This is a genomic window from Pseudomonas sp. BP8 (assembly GCF_017875955.1).
Taxonomy (GTDB): Bacteria; Pseudomonadota; Gammaproteobacteria; order Pseudomonadales; family Pseudomonadaceae; genus Aquipseudomonas.
Map to the genome: position 1 here is coordinate 465485 of NZ_JAGINK010000001.1, position 16490 is coordinate 481974.

General features: G+C 63.1%; 21 protein-coding genes. 10 read left to right on the forward strand and 11 right to left on the reverse strand.

All coding sequences use genetic code 11. From position 1 onward, the window contains the following. Positions 1-61: 61 nt before the first annotated feature. Both J3B00_RS01975 and prlC read right to left on the reverse strand, forming a co-directional pair. Positions 62-334, reverse strand: coding sequence for a YheV family putative zinc ribbon protein (locus J3B00_RS01975; RefSeq protein ID WP_209874528.1), 273 nt, complete (start codon positions 332-334; stop codon positions 62-64). Positions 335-339: 5 nt separating this feature from the next. Beyond that, positions 340-2391 carry an oligopeptidase A gene (gene prlC / locus J3B00_RS01980; RefSeq protein WP_209862876.1) on the reverse strand — a complete coding sequence of 684 codons (2052 nt, stop codon included), beginning with the start codon at positions 2389-2391 and terminating at the stop codon, positions 340-342. A gap of 102 nt (positions 2392-2493) precedes the next feature. On the opposite strand from prlC, the gene J3B00_RS01985 reads away from it, so the two are divergent. Continuing rightward, positions 2494-3042, forward strand: coding sequence for a gamma carbonic anhydrase family protein (locus tag J3B00_RS01985; protein WP_209862879.1), 549 nt, complete (start codon positions 2494-2496; stop codon positions 3040-3042). A gap of 47 nt (positions 3043-3089) precedes the next feature. After that, positions 3090-3740: an HAD family hydrolase gene (locus J3B00_RS01990; protein WP_209862882.1), complete on the forward strand. Its 651-nt coding sequence runs from the start codon at positions 3090-3092 to the stop codon at positions 3738-3740. On the opposite strand, the gene J3B00_RS01995 is transcribed toward J3B00_RS01990, so the two are convergent. Beyond that, on the reverse strand, positions 3730-4836 hold the full coding sequence (locus J3B00_RS01995) for an aminopeptidase (RefSeq protein ID WP_209862885.1): 1107 nt from the start codon (positions 4834-4836) through the stop codon (positions 3730-3732). The genes J3B00_RS01990 and J3B00_RS01995 overlap by 11 nt on opposite strands. Before the next feature lie 67 nt (positions 4837-4903). Here J3B00_RS01995 and J3B00_RS02000 point away from each other — a divergent pair, with 67 nt between their 5' ends. After that, the gene (locus J3B00_RS02000) at positions 4904-5317 is read left to right on the forward strand and encodes a hypothetical protein (protein ID WP_209862888.1); all 414 of its coding nucleotides are present in this window, start codon (positions 4904-4906) and stop codon (positions 5315-5317) included. 55 nt (positions 5318-5372) lie between these two features. Beyond that, a complete protein-coding gene (locus J3B00_RS02005; protein WP_209862891.1) occupies positions 5373-5786 on the forward strand; it encodes a hypothetical protein in 414 nt (137 codons plus the stop codon). Positions 5787-5893: 107 nt separating this feature from the next. Here J3B00_RS02005 and J3B00_RS02010 read toward each other — a convergent pair whose 3' ends face one another. Further along, the gene (locus J3B00_RS02010; protein ID WP_209862894.1) at positions 5894-6127 is read right to left on the reverse strand and encodes a DUF1161 domain-containing protein; all 234 of its coding nucleotides are present in this window, start codon (positions 6125-6127) and stop codon (positions 5894-5896) included. Positions 6128-6200: 73 nt separating this feature from the next. Further along, complete coding sequence (locus tag J3B00_RS02015) at positions 6201-6626, reverse strand: OsmC family protein (RefSeq protein ID WP_209862897.1); 426 nt, start codon at positions 6624-6626, stop codon at positions 6201-6203. Positions 6627-6779: 153 nt separating this feature from the next. Between J3B00_RS02015 and J3B00_RS02020 the strand changes: the two genes are divergently transcribed. Next, positions 6780-7784, forward strand: a complete 1005-nt coding sequence (locus J3B00_RS02020; protein WP_209862900.1) for an LLM class flavin-dependent oxidoreductase — start codon at positions 6780-6782, stop codon at positions 7782-7784. A gap of 121 nt (positions 7785-7905) precedes the next feature. On the opposite strand, the gene J3B00_RS02025 is transcribed toward J3B00_RS02020, so the two are convergent. Both J3B00_RS02025 and J3B00_RS02030 read right to left on the reverse strand, forming a co-directional pair. Beyond that, positions 7906-8127: a DUF1161 domain-containing protein gene (locus J3B00_RS02025; RefSeq protein ID WP_209862903.1), complete on the reverse strand. Its 222-nt coding sequence runs from the start codon at positions 8125-8127 to the stop codon at positions 7906-7908. Positions 8128-8229: 102 nt separating this feature from the next. Beyond that, positions 8230-8445 carry a dodecin gene (locus tag J3B00_RS02030; protein WP_209862906.1) on the reverse strand — a complete coding sequence of 72 codons (216 nt, stop codon included), beginning with the start codon at positions 8443-8445 and terminating at the stop codon, positions 8230-8232. A gap of 153 nt (positions 8446-8598) precedes the next feature. On the opposite strand from J3B00_RS02030, the gene J3B00_RS02035 reads away from it, so the two are divergent. Further along, the gene (locus tag J3B00_RS02035) at positions 8599-8922 is read left to right on the forward strand and encodes a DUF883 family protein (protein ID WP_209862909.1); all 324 of its coding nucleotides are present in this window, start codon (positions 8599-8601) and stop codon (positions 8920-8922) included. Here the strand turns inward: J3B00_RS02035 and J3B00_RS02040 are convergent. Further along, a complete protein-coding gene (locus tag J3B00_RS02040) occupies positions 8919-9815 on the reverse strand; it encodes a LysR family transcriptional regulator (RefSeq protein ID WP_209862913.1) in 897 nt (298 codons plus the stop codon). The two genes, J3B00_RS02035 and J3B00_RS02040, sit on opposite strands and share 4 nt — an antisense overlap. Positions 9816-9924: 109 nt before the next feature. Here J3B00_RS02040 and trpB point away from each other — a divergent pair, with 109 nt between their 5' ends. Both trpB and trpA read left to right on the forward strand, forming a co-directional pair. Continuing rightward, positions 9925-11142, forward strand: a complete 1218-nt coding sequence (gene trpB / locus J3B00_RS02045; RefSeq protein ID WP_209862928.1) for a tryptophan synthase subunit beta — start codon at positions 9925-9927, stop codon at positions 11140-11142. Beyond that, positions 11139-11948: a tryptophan synthase subunit alpha gene (gene trpA, locus J3B00_RS02050; RefSeq protein ID WP_209862931.1), complete on the forward strand. Its 810-nt coding sequence runs from the start codon at positions 11139-11141 to the stop codon at positions 11946-11948. Before trpB ends, trpA begins: the two co-directional genes overlap by 4 nt. Positions 11949-12023: 75 nt before the next feature. Here trpA and J3B00_RS02055 read toward each other — a convergent pair whose 3' ends face one another. Then, positions 12024-12356: a DOPA 4,5-dioxygenase family protein gene (locus J3B00_RS02055; protein ID WP_209862934.1), complete on the reverse strand. Its 333-nt coding sequence runs from the start codon at positions 12354-12356 to the stop codon at positions 12024-12026. Positions 12357-12487: 131 nt separating this feature from the next. On the opposite strand from J3B00_RS02055, the gene J3B00_RS02060 reads away from it, so the two are divergent. Together J3B00_RS02060 and J3B00_RS02065 are read left to right on the forward strand one after the other, a co-directional pair. Further along, a complete protein-coding gene (locus J3B00_RS02060) occupies positions 12488-12667 on the forward strand; it encodes a hypothetical protein (RefSeq protein ID WP_209862938.1) in 180 nt (59 codons plus the stop codon). 278 nt (positions 12668-12945) lie between these two features. Continuing rightward, positions 12946-14511, forward strand: coding sequence for a SulP family inorganic anion transporter (locus J3B00_RS02065; protein WP_209862941.1), 1566 nt, complete (start codon positions 12946-12948; stop codon positions 14509-14511). Between the two features lie 83 nt (positions 14512-14594). Here the strand turns inward: J3B00_RS02065 and aroE are convergent, their stop codons facing one another. Both aroE and hemF read right to left on the reverse strand, forming a co-directional pair. Continuing rightward, positions 14595-15419 (reverse strand): shikimate dehydrogenase, encoded by an 825-nt coding sequence (gene aroE / locus J3B00_RS02070; RefSeq protein ID WP_209862945.1) that lies wholly within the window; start codon positions 15417-15419, stop codon positions 14595-14597. A gap of 26 nt (positions 15420-15445) precedes the next feature. Continuing rightward, entirely contained in the window at positions 15446-16357 is a 912-nt protein-coding gene (hemF, locus tag J3B00_RS02075) for an oxygen-dependent coproporphyrinogen oxidase (RefSeq protein ID WP_209862948.1), read from the reverse strand. Positions 16358-16490 lie beyond the last annotated feature (133 nt).

The window sequence follows — 16490 nt, forward strand, 5'->3', positions numbered from 1 at the left end:
CTCGATAGAGGCTGACAGCAGTGGCCCTGCGCGGACGCTAACCGCGCAGGGCCGGCCAACCTCATTCGGTCGGCTTTTTCAGCTTCGGATTGGGGAAGAACTGCACCGTCTGCACCTTTACCGGCTCGGCTTTGACCGCCTGCTGGTTAACCCGGGTACCGAGTTCCTTGGGCACCGAAAGGCCCTGTTCATTGAGCGTGTCGGAAAAGCCACAAGCCACGCACTCACGGTGCGGTACACCATCCTCGTTCCACATCGTCAAGCGGTCAGGCTCGCTGCAGGCCGGGCATACCGCCCCGGCGATGAAGCGCTTCTTGGTCTTGATCACAGACACCTCACTCATGCCGCTGCGCTCTCGCTCAGGCCACAATGGCGCAGCAGGGCATCGATGGATGGCTCGCGGCCACGGAAGTCGACAAACAGCACCATCGGCTCCCGCGAACCGCCACGGGCCAGGATCGCCTCGCGGAAGGCACGGCCAGTCTCGGCGTTGAGCACGCCTTCTTCTTCGAAGCGCGAGAAGGCGTCCGCCGACAGCACTTCAGCCCACTTGTAGCTGTAGTAACCCGCCGCATAACCCCCGGCGAAGATGTGCGCGAAGCTGTTCGGGAAGCGGTTGTACGCCGGTGGGCGCATCACCGTCACCTCGTCGCGCACGCCTTCGAGCACTTCCAGCGCGCTGCGCCCGTCACCGTGCGTGGCATGCAGTTCGAAGTCGAACAGGGAGAACTCCAGCTGGCGCACCATCATCATGCCGGACTGGAAGTTCTTCGCCGCCAGCATCTTGTCGAGCAGGTCCTGTGGCAGTGGCGCGCCAGACTCGTAATGGCCGGAGATCAACGCCAGGCCTTCCGGCTCCCAGCACCAGTTCTCCATGAACTGGCTCGGCAGCTCCACCGCATCCCAGGCCACGCCGTTGATGCCCGATACCCCGGCATGCTCAATGCGGGTGAGCAGGTGATGCAGACCGTGACCGAACTCATGGAACAGGGTGGTCACTTCATCGTGGGTCAGCAGCGCAGGCTTGCCCGGCGCGGCCGGGGTGAAGTTGCACACCAGGTTGGCCACGGGGCTCTGCAGCACGCCGGCTTCGGTACGCCGGCGATCGCGCGCACCATCCATCCAGGCACCGCCGCGCTTGTTGGCGCGGGCGTAGAGGTCGAAGAAGAAGCGCCCGACATGCTCGCCGTGCTCCTTGATCTCGAACAGGCGCACGTCCGGGTGCCAGGCATCGAAGCCTTTCAGCTCGGCGATCTCGATGCCGTACAGGCGCTGGACGATGGCGAACAGGCCAGACAACACCTTGTCGATCGGGAAGTAGGCGCGCAGGGTTTCCTGGGAGACGCTGTAGCGCTGTTCGCGCAGCTTCTCGCCAAAGTAACCGGCGTCCCAGCTGGCCAGCTCCGGGCAACCCTGCTCGGCGGCGTACGCCTTGAGCTGGGCCAGGTCCTGTACGGCAAACGGCTTGCTGCGCTTGGCCAAATCTCGCAAGAAGCTCAGCACCTGATCGCTGGACTCGGCCATCTTGGTCGCCAGGCTCAGCTCGGCGAAATTGCTGTAGCCGAGCAGCTGCGCCAGCTCCAGGCGCAGGTCGAGAATCTCGGCCATGACCGGGCCGTTGTCGAACTGACCGGCATTCGGCCCTTGGTCGGAGGCGCGCGTGCAGTAGGCGGCGTACAGTTCTTCACGCAGGGCGCGGTCGCTGGCGTAGGTCATTACCGCGTAGTAGCTGGGGAATTCCAGGCTGATCAGCCAGCCATCGAGGCCTTTGGCCTGGGCAGCGGCGGCCATCTGCGCCTTGGCCGAGTCGGTGAGGCCGGCGAGGGCGGCTTCGTCGGTGACGTGCTTGGTCCAGGCCTGGGTAGCATCAAGCAGCTGGTTGGAGAAACGGCTGCCCAGCTCGCTGAGCTTGCTCTGCACTTCGGCATAGCGTTGCTGCTTGTCGGCCGGCAGGTCGATACCCGACAGGCGGAAGTCGCGCAGGGCGTGTTCGAGAATAGTCTTTTGCGCCACGTCGAAGCCGGCCGCCTCAGGACTGTTGGCCAAGGCCTCGTAGGCCTCGAACAGCGCGCGGTTCTGGCCGAGCTCGGTGGAGTAGGCGCTCAACGCTGGCAGGCAAGACTCATAGGCCTCGCGCAGCTCTTTGCTGTTGCACACCGCATTGAGGTGGCTGACCGGGCTCCAGGCAGCGCCCAGGCGGTCGTTGAGTTCATCCATCGCCAGCACCAGGCCAGCCCAGCTCGGGGCCTTGCCTTGCTGTTCGAGGATCTCGGCGATGGCTTTACGGTTGTCGGCCAGGATCTGTTCGATCGCCGGCAACACGTGTTCGGCACGGATTGCCGAGAAGGGCGGCAGATCGTAGGACTGCAGAAGTGGGTTGTTCGCACTCACGGTTTAGATACCTTGGCAGGAGAAACACGGGACCATCTTAATTACAATCGACGCCGACCGCAGCAGGCAGCCCGCCTATTGGCAATCAAGAGAGGCGCTATCATGGCCATTCGAAACTTCCAGCAACACACTCCGAAAGTTGGACCACGCGCTTTTGTCGACCGTTCGGCGGTGGTCCTGGGGGACGTCGAGATCGGCGCAGACAGCTCGGTGTGGCCGCTGACGGTGATCCGCGGCGACATGCACCGCATCCGTATAGGCGCGCGCACCAGCGTGCAGGATGGCAGCGTCCTGCACATCACCCACGCCGGGCCGTTCAACCCCGAGGGCTTCCCGCTGATTATTGGCGATGAGGTAACCATTGGCCACAAAGTCATGCTGCATGGCTGCACCCTGGGCGATCGGATCCTGGTCGGCATGGGCAGCACCATCATGGATGGCGCGGTGGTCGAAGACGAGGTGATCATCGGCGCCGGCAGCCTGGTGCCGCCGGGCAAGCGCCTGGAGAGTGGTTATCTGTATGTCGGCAGCCCGGTGAAGCAAGCACGGGCGTTGAGCGACAAGGAGCGGGCCTTCTTCCCCTACAGTGCGGCGAATTATGTGAAGCTCAAGGACCTGCACCTGGCCGAAGGCTACGACCAGCCTGAATGATTGCCCCGCGATTGGGCCCCAAGAACAACCTGAGTGGACCGCACCGCATGCACCAGCAAACTATCCTCTTCGACCTCGATGGCACCCTGACCGACCCGCGTTTGGGCATCACCCGCTCGATCCAGTATGCCTTGGCCAAGCTGGGCATCGACGAACCGGACCTGGCCCGCCTCGAACACTTCATCGGCCCGCCCTTGCTGCAGGCCTTCATGCAGTTTTATGACTTCGACGAGGCCAAGGCCTGGGAGGCGGTAAATTTCTACCGTGAGCGCTTCAAGGTGACCGGTCTTTATGAAAACCTGGTGTTCGACGGCGTCCCCGAGCTGCTCGAAGCGCTCAATGGCCAAGGCCGGACGTTGTACGTCGCCACCTCAAAACCGTGGCAGTTTGCCCGCGAGATCGCCCGGCATTTCGCCTTTGATCATCACTTCAAGGTGATCTACGGCAGTGAGCTGGACGGCACGCGCACCAACAAGGTCGAGCTGATTCGCCATCTGCTGGATCAGGAAGGCCTGGACCCGGCGCAGACCCTGATGATCGGCGATCGCAAGCATGACCTGATCGGCGCCCATAGCAATGGGTTGCAGGCAGTGGCGGTGGGCTACGGCTTTGGCAGTCGCGATGAACTGATTGCCGAGACGCCAGCGTTCCATTTCGAGACCGTGGCCGATCTGCACCAGGCCTTCCTCAAGGCCTGAGCATGTGCGGGCGCTGTGCCAGCCGGCCGAGCACCGCCTTGCGCTGCTCCGCCGGCATGCTGCCCAGCGCCTCGACCCGCTGATAGAACCGCGCCCAATCCCCACCGACTTCGGCAAACAGTGCGGCAAACGCTGGCACCCATTGGTCGTACAGCCCAAACGGCAACAATTTGGCATTGTTCATCGGCGCATATATCCACGCGTCATAGCGTTTGTCGCCCGCCCACTCACCGTCGCGCAGTTGGCGGTATTCACGGCGCAACCGCTCGAACTCGGCCTGCTTGGCCACGCGCTTGCCCTCATCATCCTGGACCCCGGCATAAATCCCCTGCAGCCGCTCACGACTGTCCAGGACCAAGCGGATGAACTGCTCACGCTGGCGCGCCGCATCATCGCGAAGCGCGGGAAGCCCACGCGCGGCGCGCCATTGCCGCGCTCCTTCCTGTTCGACAAAGGTGGCAAACGACTCGTTGAACGCCGTGTCATCCTTCACGTAGAAGCGCTGGTGGGCGAGCTCATGGAAGATCAGCGAAGCCAGGCGCTCGTCCCCCCAGCCGACCATCGACGACAGCAGCGGGTCGTCAAACCAACCCAGTGTCGAATAGGCCTCCACGCCGCCCACATAGACATCCATGCCGGCCTGACGCATCAATGCCGCTGCGCCGCGCGCCGCCCCCTGCCGGTAGTAGCCGCGATAAGCCACGCAGCCGGCGATCGGGAAACAGTGCGTGACCGGCTGCAAGGACAGCTCGGGCGTGGCAAACACATTCCACACCACATAGGGCCGGCCCAAGTCGGCATAGACCCGGTAACTGCGGTTATCCGGCAGCTTCAACTGTGCACTGGCAAAGGTTCGCGCCTGCTCGGCATGCAATAAACGCTGGCGTAACGCCGGCTCGGTCGCTGGATCCTGCACCAATCGCTCAACCGGCTGGCGCGCCCGCAACAGCTGCCACTGCCCCTCGGCCAATTGGCCGTAGTAGCCCACACTGGAGCAACCGCTCAGCAGGAGCGCAGCCAGTACGGGAACAAAAGCTGAGAAAACGCGGTCGAGTGCCCCAGGGCCTGAGCGCTGGAAAAGAAAAATTCGAAACATTGCAGCTGTCCAACTCGCTCAAGGCCGATGCAAGACCAAGACTATCTCGCCAAGGGGGAGTATCGCCATGCGTTCACCGTTAGCTATCGGCTCACTAGTGCTGTTGACGGGTTGCTCGACCCTGCCGGACCCTGACCCGAACCAGGCCTGGGTCGACTTGGCCCCACACGATGAAACCTCGCTGCACGCCGTGCAGGTCGATGAGCGCGACTGGGCCGACAACCGTTATTTCGAAGTGCAGCCAGGCAATCATGAGCTGACCGTGCGCTACCAGTTTCCGGTTGCACCCAGCAACATCGGCCCGGTCAACGAACCACTCTGGCGCGACTGCCAGCTCAATCTGAACTTCAAGGATTTCAGCGCCGGCCAGCGTTACAGCCTGCAAGCGGGAAGCATTGGCTTTCGCCCATGGATCAAGCTGTATGACCAGCAGCAGAAGTTGGTCGGCCAGGGTGCACCGGCAGGCTGTCAGCGCACCTGAAACCGCTGAATGGCGCTATGCTTGTGCCTAGTGAACTGCAAGTGGGAGTTTTGCCATGCGCCAGCCCATGATGCTGATTGCCCTCAGTGCCCTGGGGGCCTGCGCCAGCCCCTTGCCCCCCGTCGACCCCAAGCAGGCGTGGGTCGATCTCTACACGATGACCCCCGGCAGGGTCATCATGGCCGAACGCCTGGACGGTAAGCGCCTCAATGATGGGCGTTACTTTCAGGTGACACCGGGCCGCCATGAATTGGTGGTGCGCTTCGATTACGAAGTCAACGCCGGGCTGTTTACCACCGATCCGACCGAGCGAACCTGCTACCTGACCGTGCGCTTCGATCACTTCGAGGCTGGCCAGCGTTATCGCCTGGAGGCGCGAGCGCCGGCGATGCAACCGCAGGTGTTCTTGTACGACACCAGCCGCAACGTGCTGGTGGATGAGCCTAGCGAGGTGTTCTGCATTCCCTGAGATGGTTGGGGAATGAGAGGGCCTCTTCGCGGGGCAGCCCGCTCCTACAGGAATCACCACCCACCTTGTAGGAGCGGCCTTGCCCCGCGAAGAGTCCGGAAAGATCGCTACTGATCATTCTTCTGATAAATGATCTTCTTGCTCCCGCCCTCACAACTGCCAACAACCATATTCTGGTCGGTGACCTCGCTGTTAGGCACGATTTCCAAGGTGTAGGACGTCACCCCACGCGCCTGGATCTTCGCTTCGATCTCGGCTTTGAGCTCCTCGCATGGCTTGACCGCCGCCAACGCGGACGTCGCGAGCAGTGAAGCCAGCACGGCAATGGCAACGCGGATCATGGAACGGCTCCTGTAGGAGTAGGCAAACTGCCGACACACTTTAGACTACAGCAAACCGCTCCCGTTGCGCCGATCAGGATTGCAGCGTAGCGTCCAGGCTGATAGTCGCATTGAGCACCTTGGATACCGGGCAACCCTCCTTGGCCTTGTTGGCAATCTCCTTGAACTGCTCTTCACTCGCGCCTGGCACCTTGGCCTTGAGGATCAGGTGCACAGCGGTGATGGCAAAACCGTCAGGCTGTTTGTCCAGGGTGACCTCGGCGATGGTGTCGATGCGGTCCGGGGTAAGCCCCGCCTCGCCGAGCATCATCGATAACGCCATGGAGAAACAGCCGGCATGCGCCGCGCCAATCAACTCTTCCGGGTTGGTGCCTGGGGTACCTTCAAAGCGTGTATTGAAGCCGTAGGGGTTCTGCTTGAGCGCGCCGCTCTCGGTAGACAGCAAACCTTTGCCATCCTTCAGACCACCTTGCCAGACCGCCGATGCTGTCTTTTTCATTACTGCCTCCTGGGCTTGGGTTCGTGTGCCTAAGGTTGAGAGGACAGGGCCTACGGCAAGTTCAGATCAATCCACCGCCAAGCATTGAATCCGCCGAATGTGCCCATACAGAGTCTAAAAGGCCGTTGGCCTACCACCCTTGCGGAGGCTGCAATGACCCACCTGCGTGACCTGAAGATTTCCGTGCTCGACCTGGTACCGGTGCGTGCCGATGCCGGCCCGGCCCAGTCGCTGCACAACTCACTGGACCTGGCGCGCCATGCCGAGCGCCTTGGCTACAACCGTTTCTGGGTGGCCGAGCACCACAACATGGACGGCATCGCCAGTTCCGCCACATCGGTGCTGATCAGCTACCTGGCCGGCGGTACTTCGACCATCCGCGTGGGCGCTGGCGGGGTGATGCTGCCCAACCATGCGCCGCTGGTCATCGCCGAGCAGTTCGGCACCCTGGCCAGCCTCTACCCAGGGCGAATCGACCTTGGCCTGGGCCGCGCGCCCGGCTCCGACCAGATGACCGCGCGCGCCCTGCGCCGTGAGCGCTCCGGCAGCGCCGACGACTTCCCTGATGATGTCGAGGAGCTGTCTCGTTACCTCGGCCCACGCACGCCAGACCAACGCGTGATCGCCGTGCCGGGCCATGACACCGAGGTACCGCTCTGGCTGTTGGGCTCCAGCCTGTTCAGCGCACAACTAGCGGGCATGCGCGGTTTGCCCTACGCCTTTGCCTCCCATTTCGCGCCGCGCTACATGCACGAGGCGATTCGTATCTATCGCGATCATTTCAAGTTTTCCACCGTGCTCGACAAGCCCTATGTGATGCTTGGGGTGCCGATGGTGGTGGCAGAAACCGACGAAGAAGCCGAGTACCTGGCGACCTCGCTGTATCAACGCATTCTTTCCCTGATTCGCGGCCAGAGCCTGATGCAAAAGCCACCAGTGAAAAGCATGGACGGCTTGTGGCTGCCGCATGAGCGCGAAGCGGTGATGAGTTTCCTGGGCTTGGCGATGATCGGTAGCCCGCAGAAGGTGCGGGCTAAGGTCGAGGTTTTGCTTGAGCAGACCGGGGCGGATGAGCTGATCTTTACCTGTGATCTGTATGAGCATGCCGATCGGGTCAGGTCGTACGAGCTACTGGCGCAGGCCCTGAAGAGCGAGTGAAGCCGGGGGAGGGCTGCGCCCTCCATCGCGACACAAGGCCGCTCCCACAGGTCGCTCCGCGCATTACTGAAGTGCGCGGTCCACCTGTGGAGCGGCGCCAGGCGCTCAGGTGAACGTTGAGTCAGCCACGCCGGTAGACGATTTCCTTGGTCCCTGCCTCACAGCTACCCACCACCTTGCCGGCCGGATCACCCTTGTCGACGATTTCCAGCTTGTAGCCAGTAACCCCCTTGGCATCCAGCTTTGCCGCAATCTCCGCCTTGAGCTCTTCACATGGCTTGCCCGCCGCCATCGCGCCACCCGCCAGCGTCAGCAAACCCATCGCCAATAGCAGTTTCTTCATCGATCGCTTTCCTTGTTCAGATCAAAGTCGAAAAGGGCGCCGGCCGCGCGCCCTGTCACTGTATTACCGCATCAAGCCACGACATTCCAGCCCGCTACTGTTTCAACTGTTGGCGATACGAAAGCCCACTTTGACCGTCACCTGAAAGTGCGCGGCCTTGCCGTTTTCAATGTGACCGCGGGTGTCGACCACTTCAAACCATTCCAGGTGCTTGATGCTCTTGCCAGCCTCGGCAATGGCATTGTTGATGGCGTCTTCGATGCTGGTGGTCGACGACCCAACCAGTTCGACTTTCTTGTAGGTGTGATGATCGGACATAGGTGCTCTCCTTGAGTGATGTATCGGACTGAGCCTAGCAGCGCAGGCCTGGTTTACCTGCGAGCCATCGCCGTGCGAGAAAGTTCGATCGCACTTTCTGCGCAGGCCGCAGTCGCACTCCTAACAGCCAATCATCTGCGAAGGAGAGTCAACATGGCCCGTAACGCGTTGCGTAAAACCTCACTGGAAAACATGGAAGCCGAGATCGAGAACCTGCTCAAGGCGCTGGAAACCTTCAAGCACGACGCCTCCGATGAGTCGCAGAAGACCATCAAGGCGATTCGTGGCAATGCCGAAAATGCACTCAAGCATTCGCGTAGCGTGCTCAGCGATGCCTACGACGAGGTTAAAACCCGCACCCGCCAGACCGGTATCGCCACCCGTGACTATGCTCAGGAACACCCTTGGACCGCTGCAGGCGTCGCCGTCGGTGCACTGGGCCTGCTGGCTGCCTATCTGCTGACCAAGCGCAACTAAACCACCTGCTGACCCAGCTCCCGGCGCAGCCACTGCGCCAACTGCTCGGCGCGCCCGTCTGCGGCGCGCCGTGGCACCCACAAAGCCAATGCGGCATGCGTGGGGGAGAAGCCCCAAGGCGCGATCAAGCGTCCTGCGCGCAAGTCGTCCGCCACCAGCGGCTGCGGCGCGATGGCCACACCAAGCCCTGCCACAGCGGCTTCCAGCAAATAATACAAATGCTCGAAGGCCTGGCCGAGATGCAATCGGTCTGGGTCCAGACCCTGCTGTGCTGCCCACGCTGGCCATGCCTGAGGACGGGAGGTGGTGTGCAACAAGGGTTGCTCCAGCAGGGCCTGCGCAGGCGCACTGCGCAACCGTTCGGAGCCTGCAAAGTGGGGGCTGAGCACCGGCCCGATGCGCTCCTCGGCAAGTACATGCACCTGCATGTCAGCCGGCCACGGCGGTTCCGCATACACCAGTAACGCATCCAGCCCTGGCCGTCGCGGATCAAGGTCGCCTTCGCCCGCCGACAAGTGCAGGCGCAGTTCCGGCAGATCAGCGTTGAGCCGGCCCAGCCGCGGAATGAACCAACGCGCCAGCAGGCTCCCCGAGCAACCGAGGACAAACGGCGCCTCGCTGACATCCCGGCTCAGTTCGGCGCAGACCCCACGCAGCCGATCGAATGCATCAACGCTGGCGTCGCGCAGACGCAGCCCGGCATCTGTGAGTTTGACGCCGCGCCCGTCCTTGACGAAAAGCGCCACTCCCAGGTGCTCTTCAAGCACCTTGATCTGCCGACTAACCGCACCGTGGGTTACGTGCAGTAGCTCGGCGGCCTGACTGACGCTGTTCAGCCGGGCAGTCGCTTCGAAAGCCCGCAGGGCATTGAGGGGAGGCAGGTCCTGGCGCATAGACGTGTGAGATTTCCTGACATATTGCAGCAATCTTATCGGTTTTCAGCCGGGCGTGTGGTGGTTAGAGTAAAGCCCATCACTCCTTCATAACGCCTTGGAGCGCTCCATGACTCAGACTCAATTTCGCGCTGGCCCCGACGCCAACGGCCTGTTCGGCGACTTCGGCGGTCGCTACGTCGCAGAAACCCTGATGCCGCTGGTGCTGGACCTGGCCCGCGAGTATGAGGCGGCCAAGGCCGACCCGCAGTTCCTTGAAGAGCTGGCGTACTTCCAGCGCGACTATATCGGCCGGCCGAACCCGCTGTACTTCGCCGAGCGCCTGACCGAACACTGTGGCGGGGCGAAGATCTTCTTCAAGCGTGAAGAGCTCAACCACACCGGCGCGCACAAGGTGAACAACTGCATCGGCCAGGTGCTGCTGGCCAAACGCATGGGCAAGAAACGCCTGATCGCCGAGACCGGTGCCGGCATGCATGGCGTGGCCACTGCCACCGTCGCCGCCCGCTTCGGCCTGCCGTGCGTGATCTACATGGGCGCCACCGATATCGAGCGCCAGCAGGCCAACGTGTTCCGCATGAAACTGCTGGGCGCCGAAATCGTACCGGTCACCGCTGGCACCGGCACTCTCAAGGACGCCATGAACGAAGCGCTGCGCGACTGGGTCACCAACGTCGACGACACCTTCTACCTGATCGGCACCGTGGCTGGCCCACACCCGTACCCGGCGATGGTCCGCGACTTCCAGTCGATCATCGGCAAAGAAACCCGCGCCCAGCTGCACGAGAAGGAAGGGCGCCTGCCCGACAGCCTGATCGCCTGTGTCGGCGGCGGTTCCAACGCCATGGGCCTGTTCCACGAGTTCCTTGATGACGCCAGCGTGCAGATCATCGGCGTCGAAGCCGGTGGCCACGGCGTCGATACCGACAAGCATGCCGCCAGCCTCAACGGTGGCGTACCGGGCGTGCTGCACGGCAACCGTACCTATCTGCTGCAGGACGCCGACGGGCAGATTACCGACGCTCACTCGATCTCTGCCGGCCTCGACTACCCAGGCATCGGCCCAGAGCACGCCTTCCTGCACGAAGTGAAGCGGGTCGAATACGTCAGCATCACCGACGACGAAGCGCTCGACGCCTTCCACAGCACCTGCCGCCTGGAAGGCATCATTCCGGCCCTGGAGACTTCCCATGCGCTGGCTGAGGCCATCAAGCGCGCGCCGACGCTGCCCAAGGATCACCTGATGGTCGTGTGCCTGTCTGGCCGCGGCGACAAAGACATGCAAACCGTCATGAACCACATGGCTGCCCAGGAGAAACAGGCATGAGCCGTCTTCAACAACGCTTCGCCGACCTGAAAGCCGAAGGCCGTTCGGCGCTGGTCACCTTTGTCACCGCCGGTGACCCTGGCTACGACGCTTCGCTGGCGATCCTCAAGGGCTTGCCTGCCGCCGGTGCCGACGTGATCGAACTGGGCATGCCGTTCACCGACCCGATGGCCGATGGCGTGGCTATTCAGCTGGCCACCCTGCGTGCCCTGGAGGCTGGCCAGACCCTGGCGAAAACCCTGCAGATGGTGCGTGAGTTCCGTGTCGAGAACCAGACCACGCCGATCGTGCTGATGGGTTACTACAACCCGATCCACCGTTTTGGTGTGGATAAGTTCGTTGCCGAGGCCAACCAGGCAGGCGTCGACGGCCTGATCATCGTCGACCTGCCGCCAGAGCACGACGCCGAGCTGGCGACCCCGGCCCAGGCTGCGGGCATCGACTTCATCCGCCTGACGACGCCGACCACCGATGACGCGCGTCTGCCGCGGGTGCTCGAGCGTAGCTCCGGGTTCGTCTACTACGTGTCGGTGGCGGGTGTGACCGGCGCCGGCTCAGCGACCACCGAACATGTCAGCGAAGCGATCGCCCGCCTGCGTCGGCACACCGATCTGCCGATCAGCGTTGGTTTTGGTATTCGTACGCCGGAGCAGGCAGCGGCCATTGCTCGGTTGGCCGAAGGGGTGGTGGTTGGTTCCGCGCTGGTCGACAAGATCGCCCACGCCAAAGACGCCGAACAAGCCGTCAACGATGTGCTGAGCCTCTGCTCGGCGCTGGCTGAAGGGGTGCGCTCGGCGCGCAACTGAGGCACCTGTACCGCTCCCACAGGGCCTCCCCTGTAGGAGCGGGCTTGCTCCGCGAAGAGGCGCGAACGGCCACCATCACCCGCCGAAGATGGACAACTTCAACGGCCGCAGCGCCCCCATCCAGATCGCATGATCGCGATGATCCGCCAGCTCGTCCCCGGTCAGCGGATGCAGAAACACCACCAACCCCCGCCGGTACAACGCCAACCAAGGCAGCACCACCCCCACCACCTCCGGCCCGAACGCCAGCTGGCAGCTCCAGTCCGGATGCGGCCCGACCGGCTTCTGGTGCATGCGCCCCATGGTCACCGGAAACAGCCGCGCCGCTTCCTCACACAGCTCACGCGCCTGCTCAATGCTGTGCGCGTCGAAGTAGATGTGGGCGTGATACCCCTGGATCCTTTGCACGATAACTCCTGAATACGGCTCGACGATCACCCCGCCAGCAACGGAGTGATCAGTTGCTCGCGTCGCTGGCGCCCCCACCTTTACCCGCGCAGCGGCAGATGAGACAGGTGCTGGGGGCTAGGCTTGAACGTATGACTATACGCCGGCTGTTGCTGGTGGGCGATTTCGCCACGCTGGATGAGCTCGATAAAGGCAGTGATGGCGGCGGGCGTGATGGATGCTTTGCAGCTAAACCTTCCGATGTCCCTACAGGCGCTGGCCCAAGCCCGGTTATCCACAGCCCTGATCCGCTGCGGGCGAACCCGCCGTAAAAAGTTTTCCACAGAGTGATCAAAATTCTTTACAGGCGATTAGATGGGGAGGCGCGAGGCTTATCCACAGGCCTACACGAATGCCGCGAAGTTGCTCGACAACCTGACTTCCGCTCATCAGCCCTGCCACCTTTGTGGATAAGATAGTCCACGGCACGCCCCACACGCGGTAGGAGTGGCTAAATCAATGAGTTAGCGTTAGTCCATGAGAGTGGGCTTGCCCGCGAGGGTTACGCGGCGTTCTATGATTAGCAGTCCAAGCACACCGAGACCGCCTCATGCCGCGCCTGACCCACCTGCTGCCCTTCCTCGCCTGGCTCCCCCGGCAAACCCGCCGCAGCCTGCGCCAGGACCTGCTGGTCGGCCTCAGCGGCGCCATCCTCGCCCTGCCGCAATCCATCGCCTACGCGCTGATTGCCGGCCTGCCGGCCGAGTACGGCCTGTACGCCGCCATTGTTCCGGTGCTCATCGCTTGCCTGTGGGGCTCTTCGTGGCACCTGATCTGCGGGCCCACTGCCGCCATCTCCATCGTCCTCTACGCCAGCATCAGCCCGCTGGCGGTCAGCGGCAGCGCCGACTACGTGACCCTGGTCCTGCTGCTGACCTTTCTCGCAGGTGTGTTCCAACTGTTGCTCGGGCTGATCCGCTTCGGCGCGCTGGTCAACTTCGTCTCGCATTCGGTGGTGCTCGGTTTCACCCTCGGTGCGGCGATCGTCATTGCCCTCGGGCAACTGCCAAACCTGCTCGGCATGGACTTGCCGAGCCAGGCCACAGCCCTGAAAACCCTGCAAGACCTGCTCAGTCATGCCGGCGAAGTCGATCTGCCGTCGCTGAGCCTCGGCCTCGCCACCGTGCTGATTGGTATCACCTTGAAGCTGTGGCGGCCACGTTGGCCGAGTCTGTTGATAAGTCTGCTGGTGGTCAGCGCCATCGCCTGGGCGCTGCCGGCGTGGTTCGCCAACGTCCCGCGAGTGCCGGCCTTCACTGGCCAGTTGCCGCCGCTGAGCCCACTGCCGTTGTTCGACCTCGAGGTTATCCTGCGCCTGCTGCCCAGCGCCGTGGCGGTGGGTATGCTCGGCCTGGTCACCAGCCTGTCGATCGCCCGCTCACTGTCGTCACGCTCCGAGCAACTGATTGACGCCAATCAGGAGATCCGCGCCCAAGGCCTGTCGAACATGGTGGGTGCATGGTGCTCGGGCTACCTGTCTTCCGGCTCATTCACCCGCTCGGGCCTGAGTTACGAAGCGGGCGCCCGCTCGCCGATGGCCGGGGTGTTCTCGGCATTGTGGGTGGCGGTGTTCGCGGTGACTGGCGCTGGCCTGATCGCTCATCTGCCGATTCCGGCCATGGCGGGGAGCATCTTGCTGATCTGTTGGGGATTGGTTGACCACCGTGGCATGCGCGCGCTGTTTCGGGTGAGCCGGGCGGAATTTCTGGTGATGGCGCTGACGGCAGCCGCAACGTTGCTGCTGGAGTTGCAGACGGCGATCTATGCCGGGGTGCTGGCGTCGCTGTTCTTCTATCTCAAGCGCACCTCGCAGCCGCGGGTGCAGCAAAGCCGGGAAGGCGAGGCGGATGTATTGCGGGTGGGCGGATCGATCTTCTTCGGCGCGGCGCATTACCTGCAGCTGCGGTTGCAGCGCTGCCAGGGGCCGCATGTGGTGATCGATGCGCGGCAGGTCAATTTCATCGACTATTCAGGGGTCGACATGCTCCACCGCGAGGCGCGGCGGTTGGGGCGTAATGGAGGAAGCCTGACCCTGCAGCGAGCGCGGCCACAGGTGGTGGAAGAATTGCAGAAGCTCGAGGGAGCGCAGGCTTGTCCGATTCGCTTTGTGGATTGAGATTGCCGGGGCCGCTTCGCAGCCCTTTCGCGACACAAGGCCGCTCCCACAAGGGCCGCGCAGCGGCCCCAGGGGTTTCAGCCCTAGCCGCGCGCCAACTGCCGCCGCAGCTCATCCAGCACCGGCGCGGTCTGTGGCCGAACCCCACGCCAGATGAAGAACGCCTCGGCCGCCTGCTCGGCGAGCATCCCCAGCCCATCCAGCACCTGCGCCGCGCCCAGGCGGCTGGCCCACTGGCAAAACGGCGTAGGCTCCTTGCCATACATCATGTCGTAGCACACCGTGTGCCCCGCCTTGACCAGGCTGTCGGCAATCGGCGGCATCTCGCCGGCCAGGCTCGCCGAAGTGGCGTTGATGATCAGGTCCACCGGCTCCTGCAACCAGGCAAAACCACTGGCCACCACCGGGCCTAATTCGTCGAATTCCTGCGCCAGCTGTTCAGCCTTCTCCACCGTGCGGTTGGCGATCACCAGCGACTGCGGATTGTGCGCCAGTATCGGCTCCAGCACGCCACGCACTGCACCGCCAGCCCCGAGGATCAAGATGCGCTTGCCGGTGAGCACCACCCCGGCATTCACCGTCAGGTCACGCACCAGGCCGGCACCGTCGGTGTTGTCACCCTGCAGGGTGCCGTCATCCAGCCGGGTCAGGGTATTCACTGCACCCGCACGCTGGGCCCGCGCCGTCAGGCTGTCGCACAAGCGGTAGGCTTCTTCCTTGAACGGCACGGTGACGTTGCCGCCGCTGCCCTGCTTGAAGAAGCCACGCGCGCAATCACTGAACTCATCCAGCGGCGCCAGCAGGGTGTTGTATTCGATGTCCTGGCCGGTCTGGTCGGCAAACAGGCGATGGATCAACGGCGACTTGCTGTGGCCGATCGGGTTGCCGAAAACGACGTACTGGTCCATGAGAGCTCCTCGGTTATCCACAAGGCTCACTGGCCAAGCCAGTCGCGGTCTTGCAGGAAATACTCGGTCAAACGTGCTTCCTCGCTGCCGGGGGCGGCTTTGAAGTCATAACCCCAGCGCACCTGCGGCGGCAGCGACATCAGGATCGACTCGGTACGCCCGCCGGACTGCAGGCCGAACAGGGTGCCGCGGTCATACACCAGGTTGAATTCAACATAGCGCCCGCGACGGTACTCCTGGAACTCGCGCTGCTCAGCGGTATAGGCGGTGGCCTTGCGGCGCTGGACGATCGGCAGGTACGCGTCGATGTAGGCGTCGCCGATGGCGCGAATGAAGGCAAAGCAGGTGTCGAAGTCCCACTCGTTGAGGTCATCGAAGAACAGCCCGCCAATCCCACGCGGCTCGCCACGGTGCTTGATGTGGAAATAGCGGTCGCACCAGGCCTTGTAGCGCGGATAGACGTCGGCACCAAACGGCGCGCAGGCCTGCTCGGCAACCCGGTGCCAATGCACGCAGTCTTCTTCATTGCCGTAGTACGGGGTCAGGTCGAAGCCGCCGCCAAACCACCAGACGGCCTCTTCGCCTTCTTTTTCGGCGATGAAGAAGCGCACATTGGCGTGTGAAGTCGGTACATGCGGATTGTGCGGATGAATCACCAGCGACACCCCCAGGGCCTCGAAGCCACGCCCGGCCAGCTCGGGGCGGTGGGCGCTGGCCGAGGGCGGCAGGCCACTGCCGAACACATGGGAGAAGTTCACCCCACCTTTTTCGATCAACTGGCCGTCACCGATCACCCGCGTGCGCCCACCACCACCGGCTTCGCGTACCCAGGCGTCCTCGACGAAGCGAGCGCCGCCGTCTTCGGTCTCGAGGGCAGAGCAGATGCGGTCTTGCAGGTCGAGCAGGTAGGCTTTCACGGCCTCGGTGCGGCTGGTCATCGGGTCACCTGGGAGGGGCAGGGGAAGAATTCGCCGGGTAGCATACCACCGGCAACTGGCCCGCCGCAGTTGACGGCGATCAAGCAAAGGCGTCCGATAGAGGGCCTGCTTCAACCCCGACCACAGGAGTGCG

What these genes read in the sequence shown, in the direction of transcription:
- J3B00_RS01985 (WP_209862879.1), top strand. Translation starts at nt 2,494, where the DNA reads ATGGCCATTCGAAACTTCCAGCAACACACTCCGAAAGTTGGACCACGC.
- J3B00_RS01990 (WP_209862882.1), top strand. Translation starts at nt 3,090, where the DNA reads ATGCACCAGCAAACTATCCTCTTCGACCTCGATGGCACCCTGACCGAC.
- J3B00_RS01995 (WP_209862885.1), bottom strand. Translation starts at nt 4,836, where the DNA reads ATGTTTCGAATTTTTCTTTTCCAGCGCTCAGGCCCTGGGGCACTCGAC.
- J3B00_RS02000 (WP_209862888.1), top strand. Translation starts at nt 4,904, where the DNA reads ATGCGTTCACCGTTAGCTATCGGCTCACTAGTGCTGTTGACGGGTTGC.
- J3B00_RS02005 (WP_209862891.1), top strand. Translation starts at nt 5,373, where the DNA reads ATGCGCCAGCCCATGATGCTGATTGCCCTCAGTGCCCTGGGGGCCTGC.
- J3B00_RS02010 (WP_209862894.1), bottom strand. Translation starts at nt 6,127, where the DNA reads ATGATCCGCGTTGCCATTGCCGTGCTGGCTTCACTGCTCGCGACGTCC.
- J3B00_RS02015 (WP_209862897.1), bottom strand. Translation starts at nt 6,626, where the DNA reads ATGAAAAAGACAGCATCGGCGGTCTGGCAAGGTGGTCTGAAGGATGGC.
- J3B00_RS02020 (WP_209862900.1), top strand. Translation starts at nt 6,780, where the DNA reads ATGACCCACCTGCGTGACCTGAAGATTTCCGTGCTCGACCTGGTACCG.
- J3B00_RS02025 (WP_209862903.1), bottom strand. Translation starts at nt 8,127, where the DNA reads ATGAAGAAACTGCTATTGGCGATGGGTTTGCTGACGCTGGCGGGTGGC.
- J3B00_RS02030 (WP_209862906.1), bottom strand. Translation starts at nt 8,445, where the DNA reads ATGTCCGATCATCACACCTACAAGAAAGTCGAACTGGTTGGGTCGTCG.
- J3B00_RS02035 (WP_209862909.1), top strand. Translation starts at nt 8,599, where the DNA reads ATGGCCCGTAACGCGTTGCGTAAAACCTCACTGGAAAACATGGAAGCC.
- J3B00_RS02040 (WP_209862913.1), bottom strand. Translation starts at nt 9,815, where the DNA reads ATGCGCCAGGACCTGCCTCCCCTCAATGCCCTGCGGGCTTTCGAAGCG.
- trpB (WP_209862928.1), top strand. Translation starts at nt 9,925, where the DNA reads ATGACTCAGACTCAATTTCGCGCTGGCCCCGACGCCAACGGCCTGTTC.
- trpA (WP_209862931.1), top strand. Translation starts at nt 11,139, where the DNA reads ATGAGCCGTCTTCAACAACGCTTCGCCGACCTGAAAGCCGAAGGCCGT.
- J3B00_RS02060 (WP_209862938.1), top strand. Translation starts at nt 12,488, where the DNA reads ATGACTATACGCCGGCTGTTGCTGGTGGGCGATTTCGCCACGCTGGAT.
- J3B00_RS02065 (WP_209862941.1), top strand. Translation starts at nt 12,946, where the DNA reads ATGCCGCGCCTGACCCACCTGCTGCCCTTCCTCGCCTGGCTCCCCCGG.
- aroE (WP_209862945.1), bottom strand. Translation starts at nt 15,419, where the DNA reads ATGGACCAGTACGTCGTTTTCGGCAACCCGATCGGCCACAGCAAGTCG.
- hemF (WP_209862948.1), bottom strand. Translation starts at nt 16,357, where the DNA reads ATGACCAGCCGCACCGAGGCCGTGAAAGCCTACCTGCTCGACCTGCAA.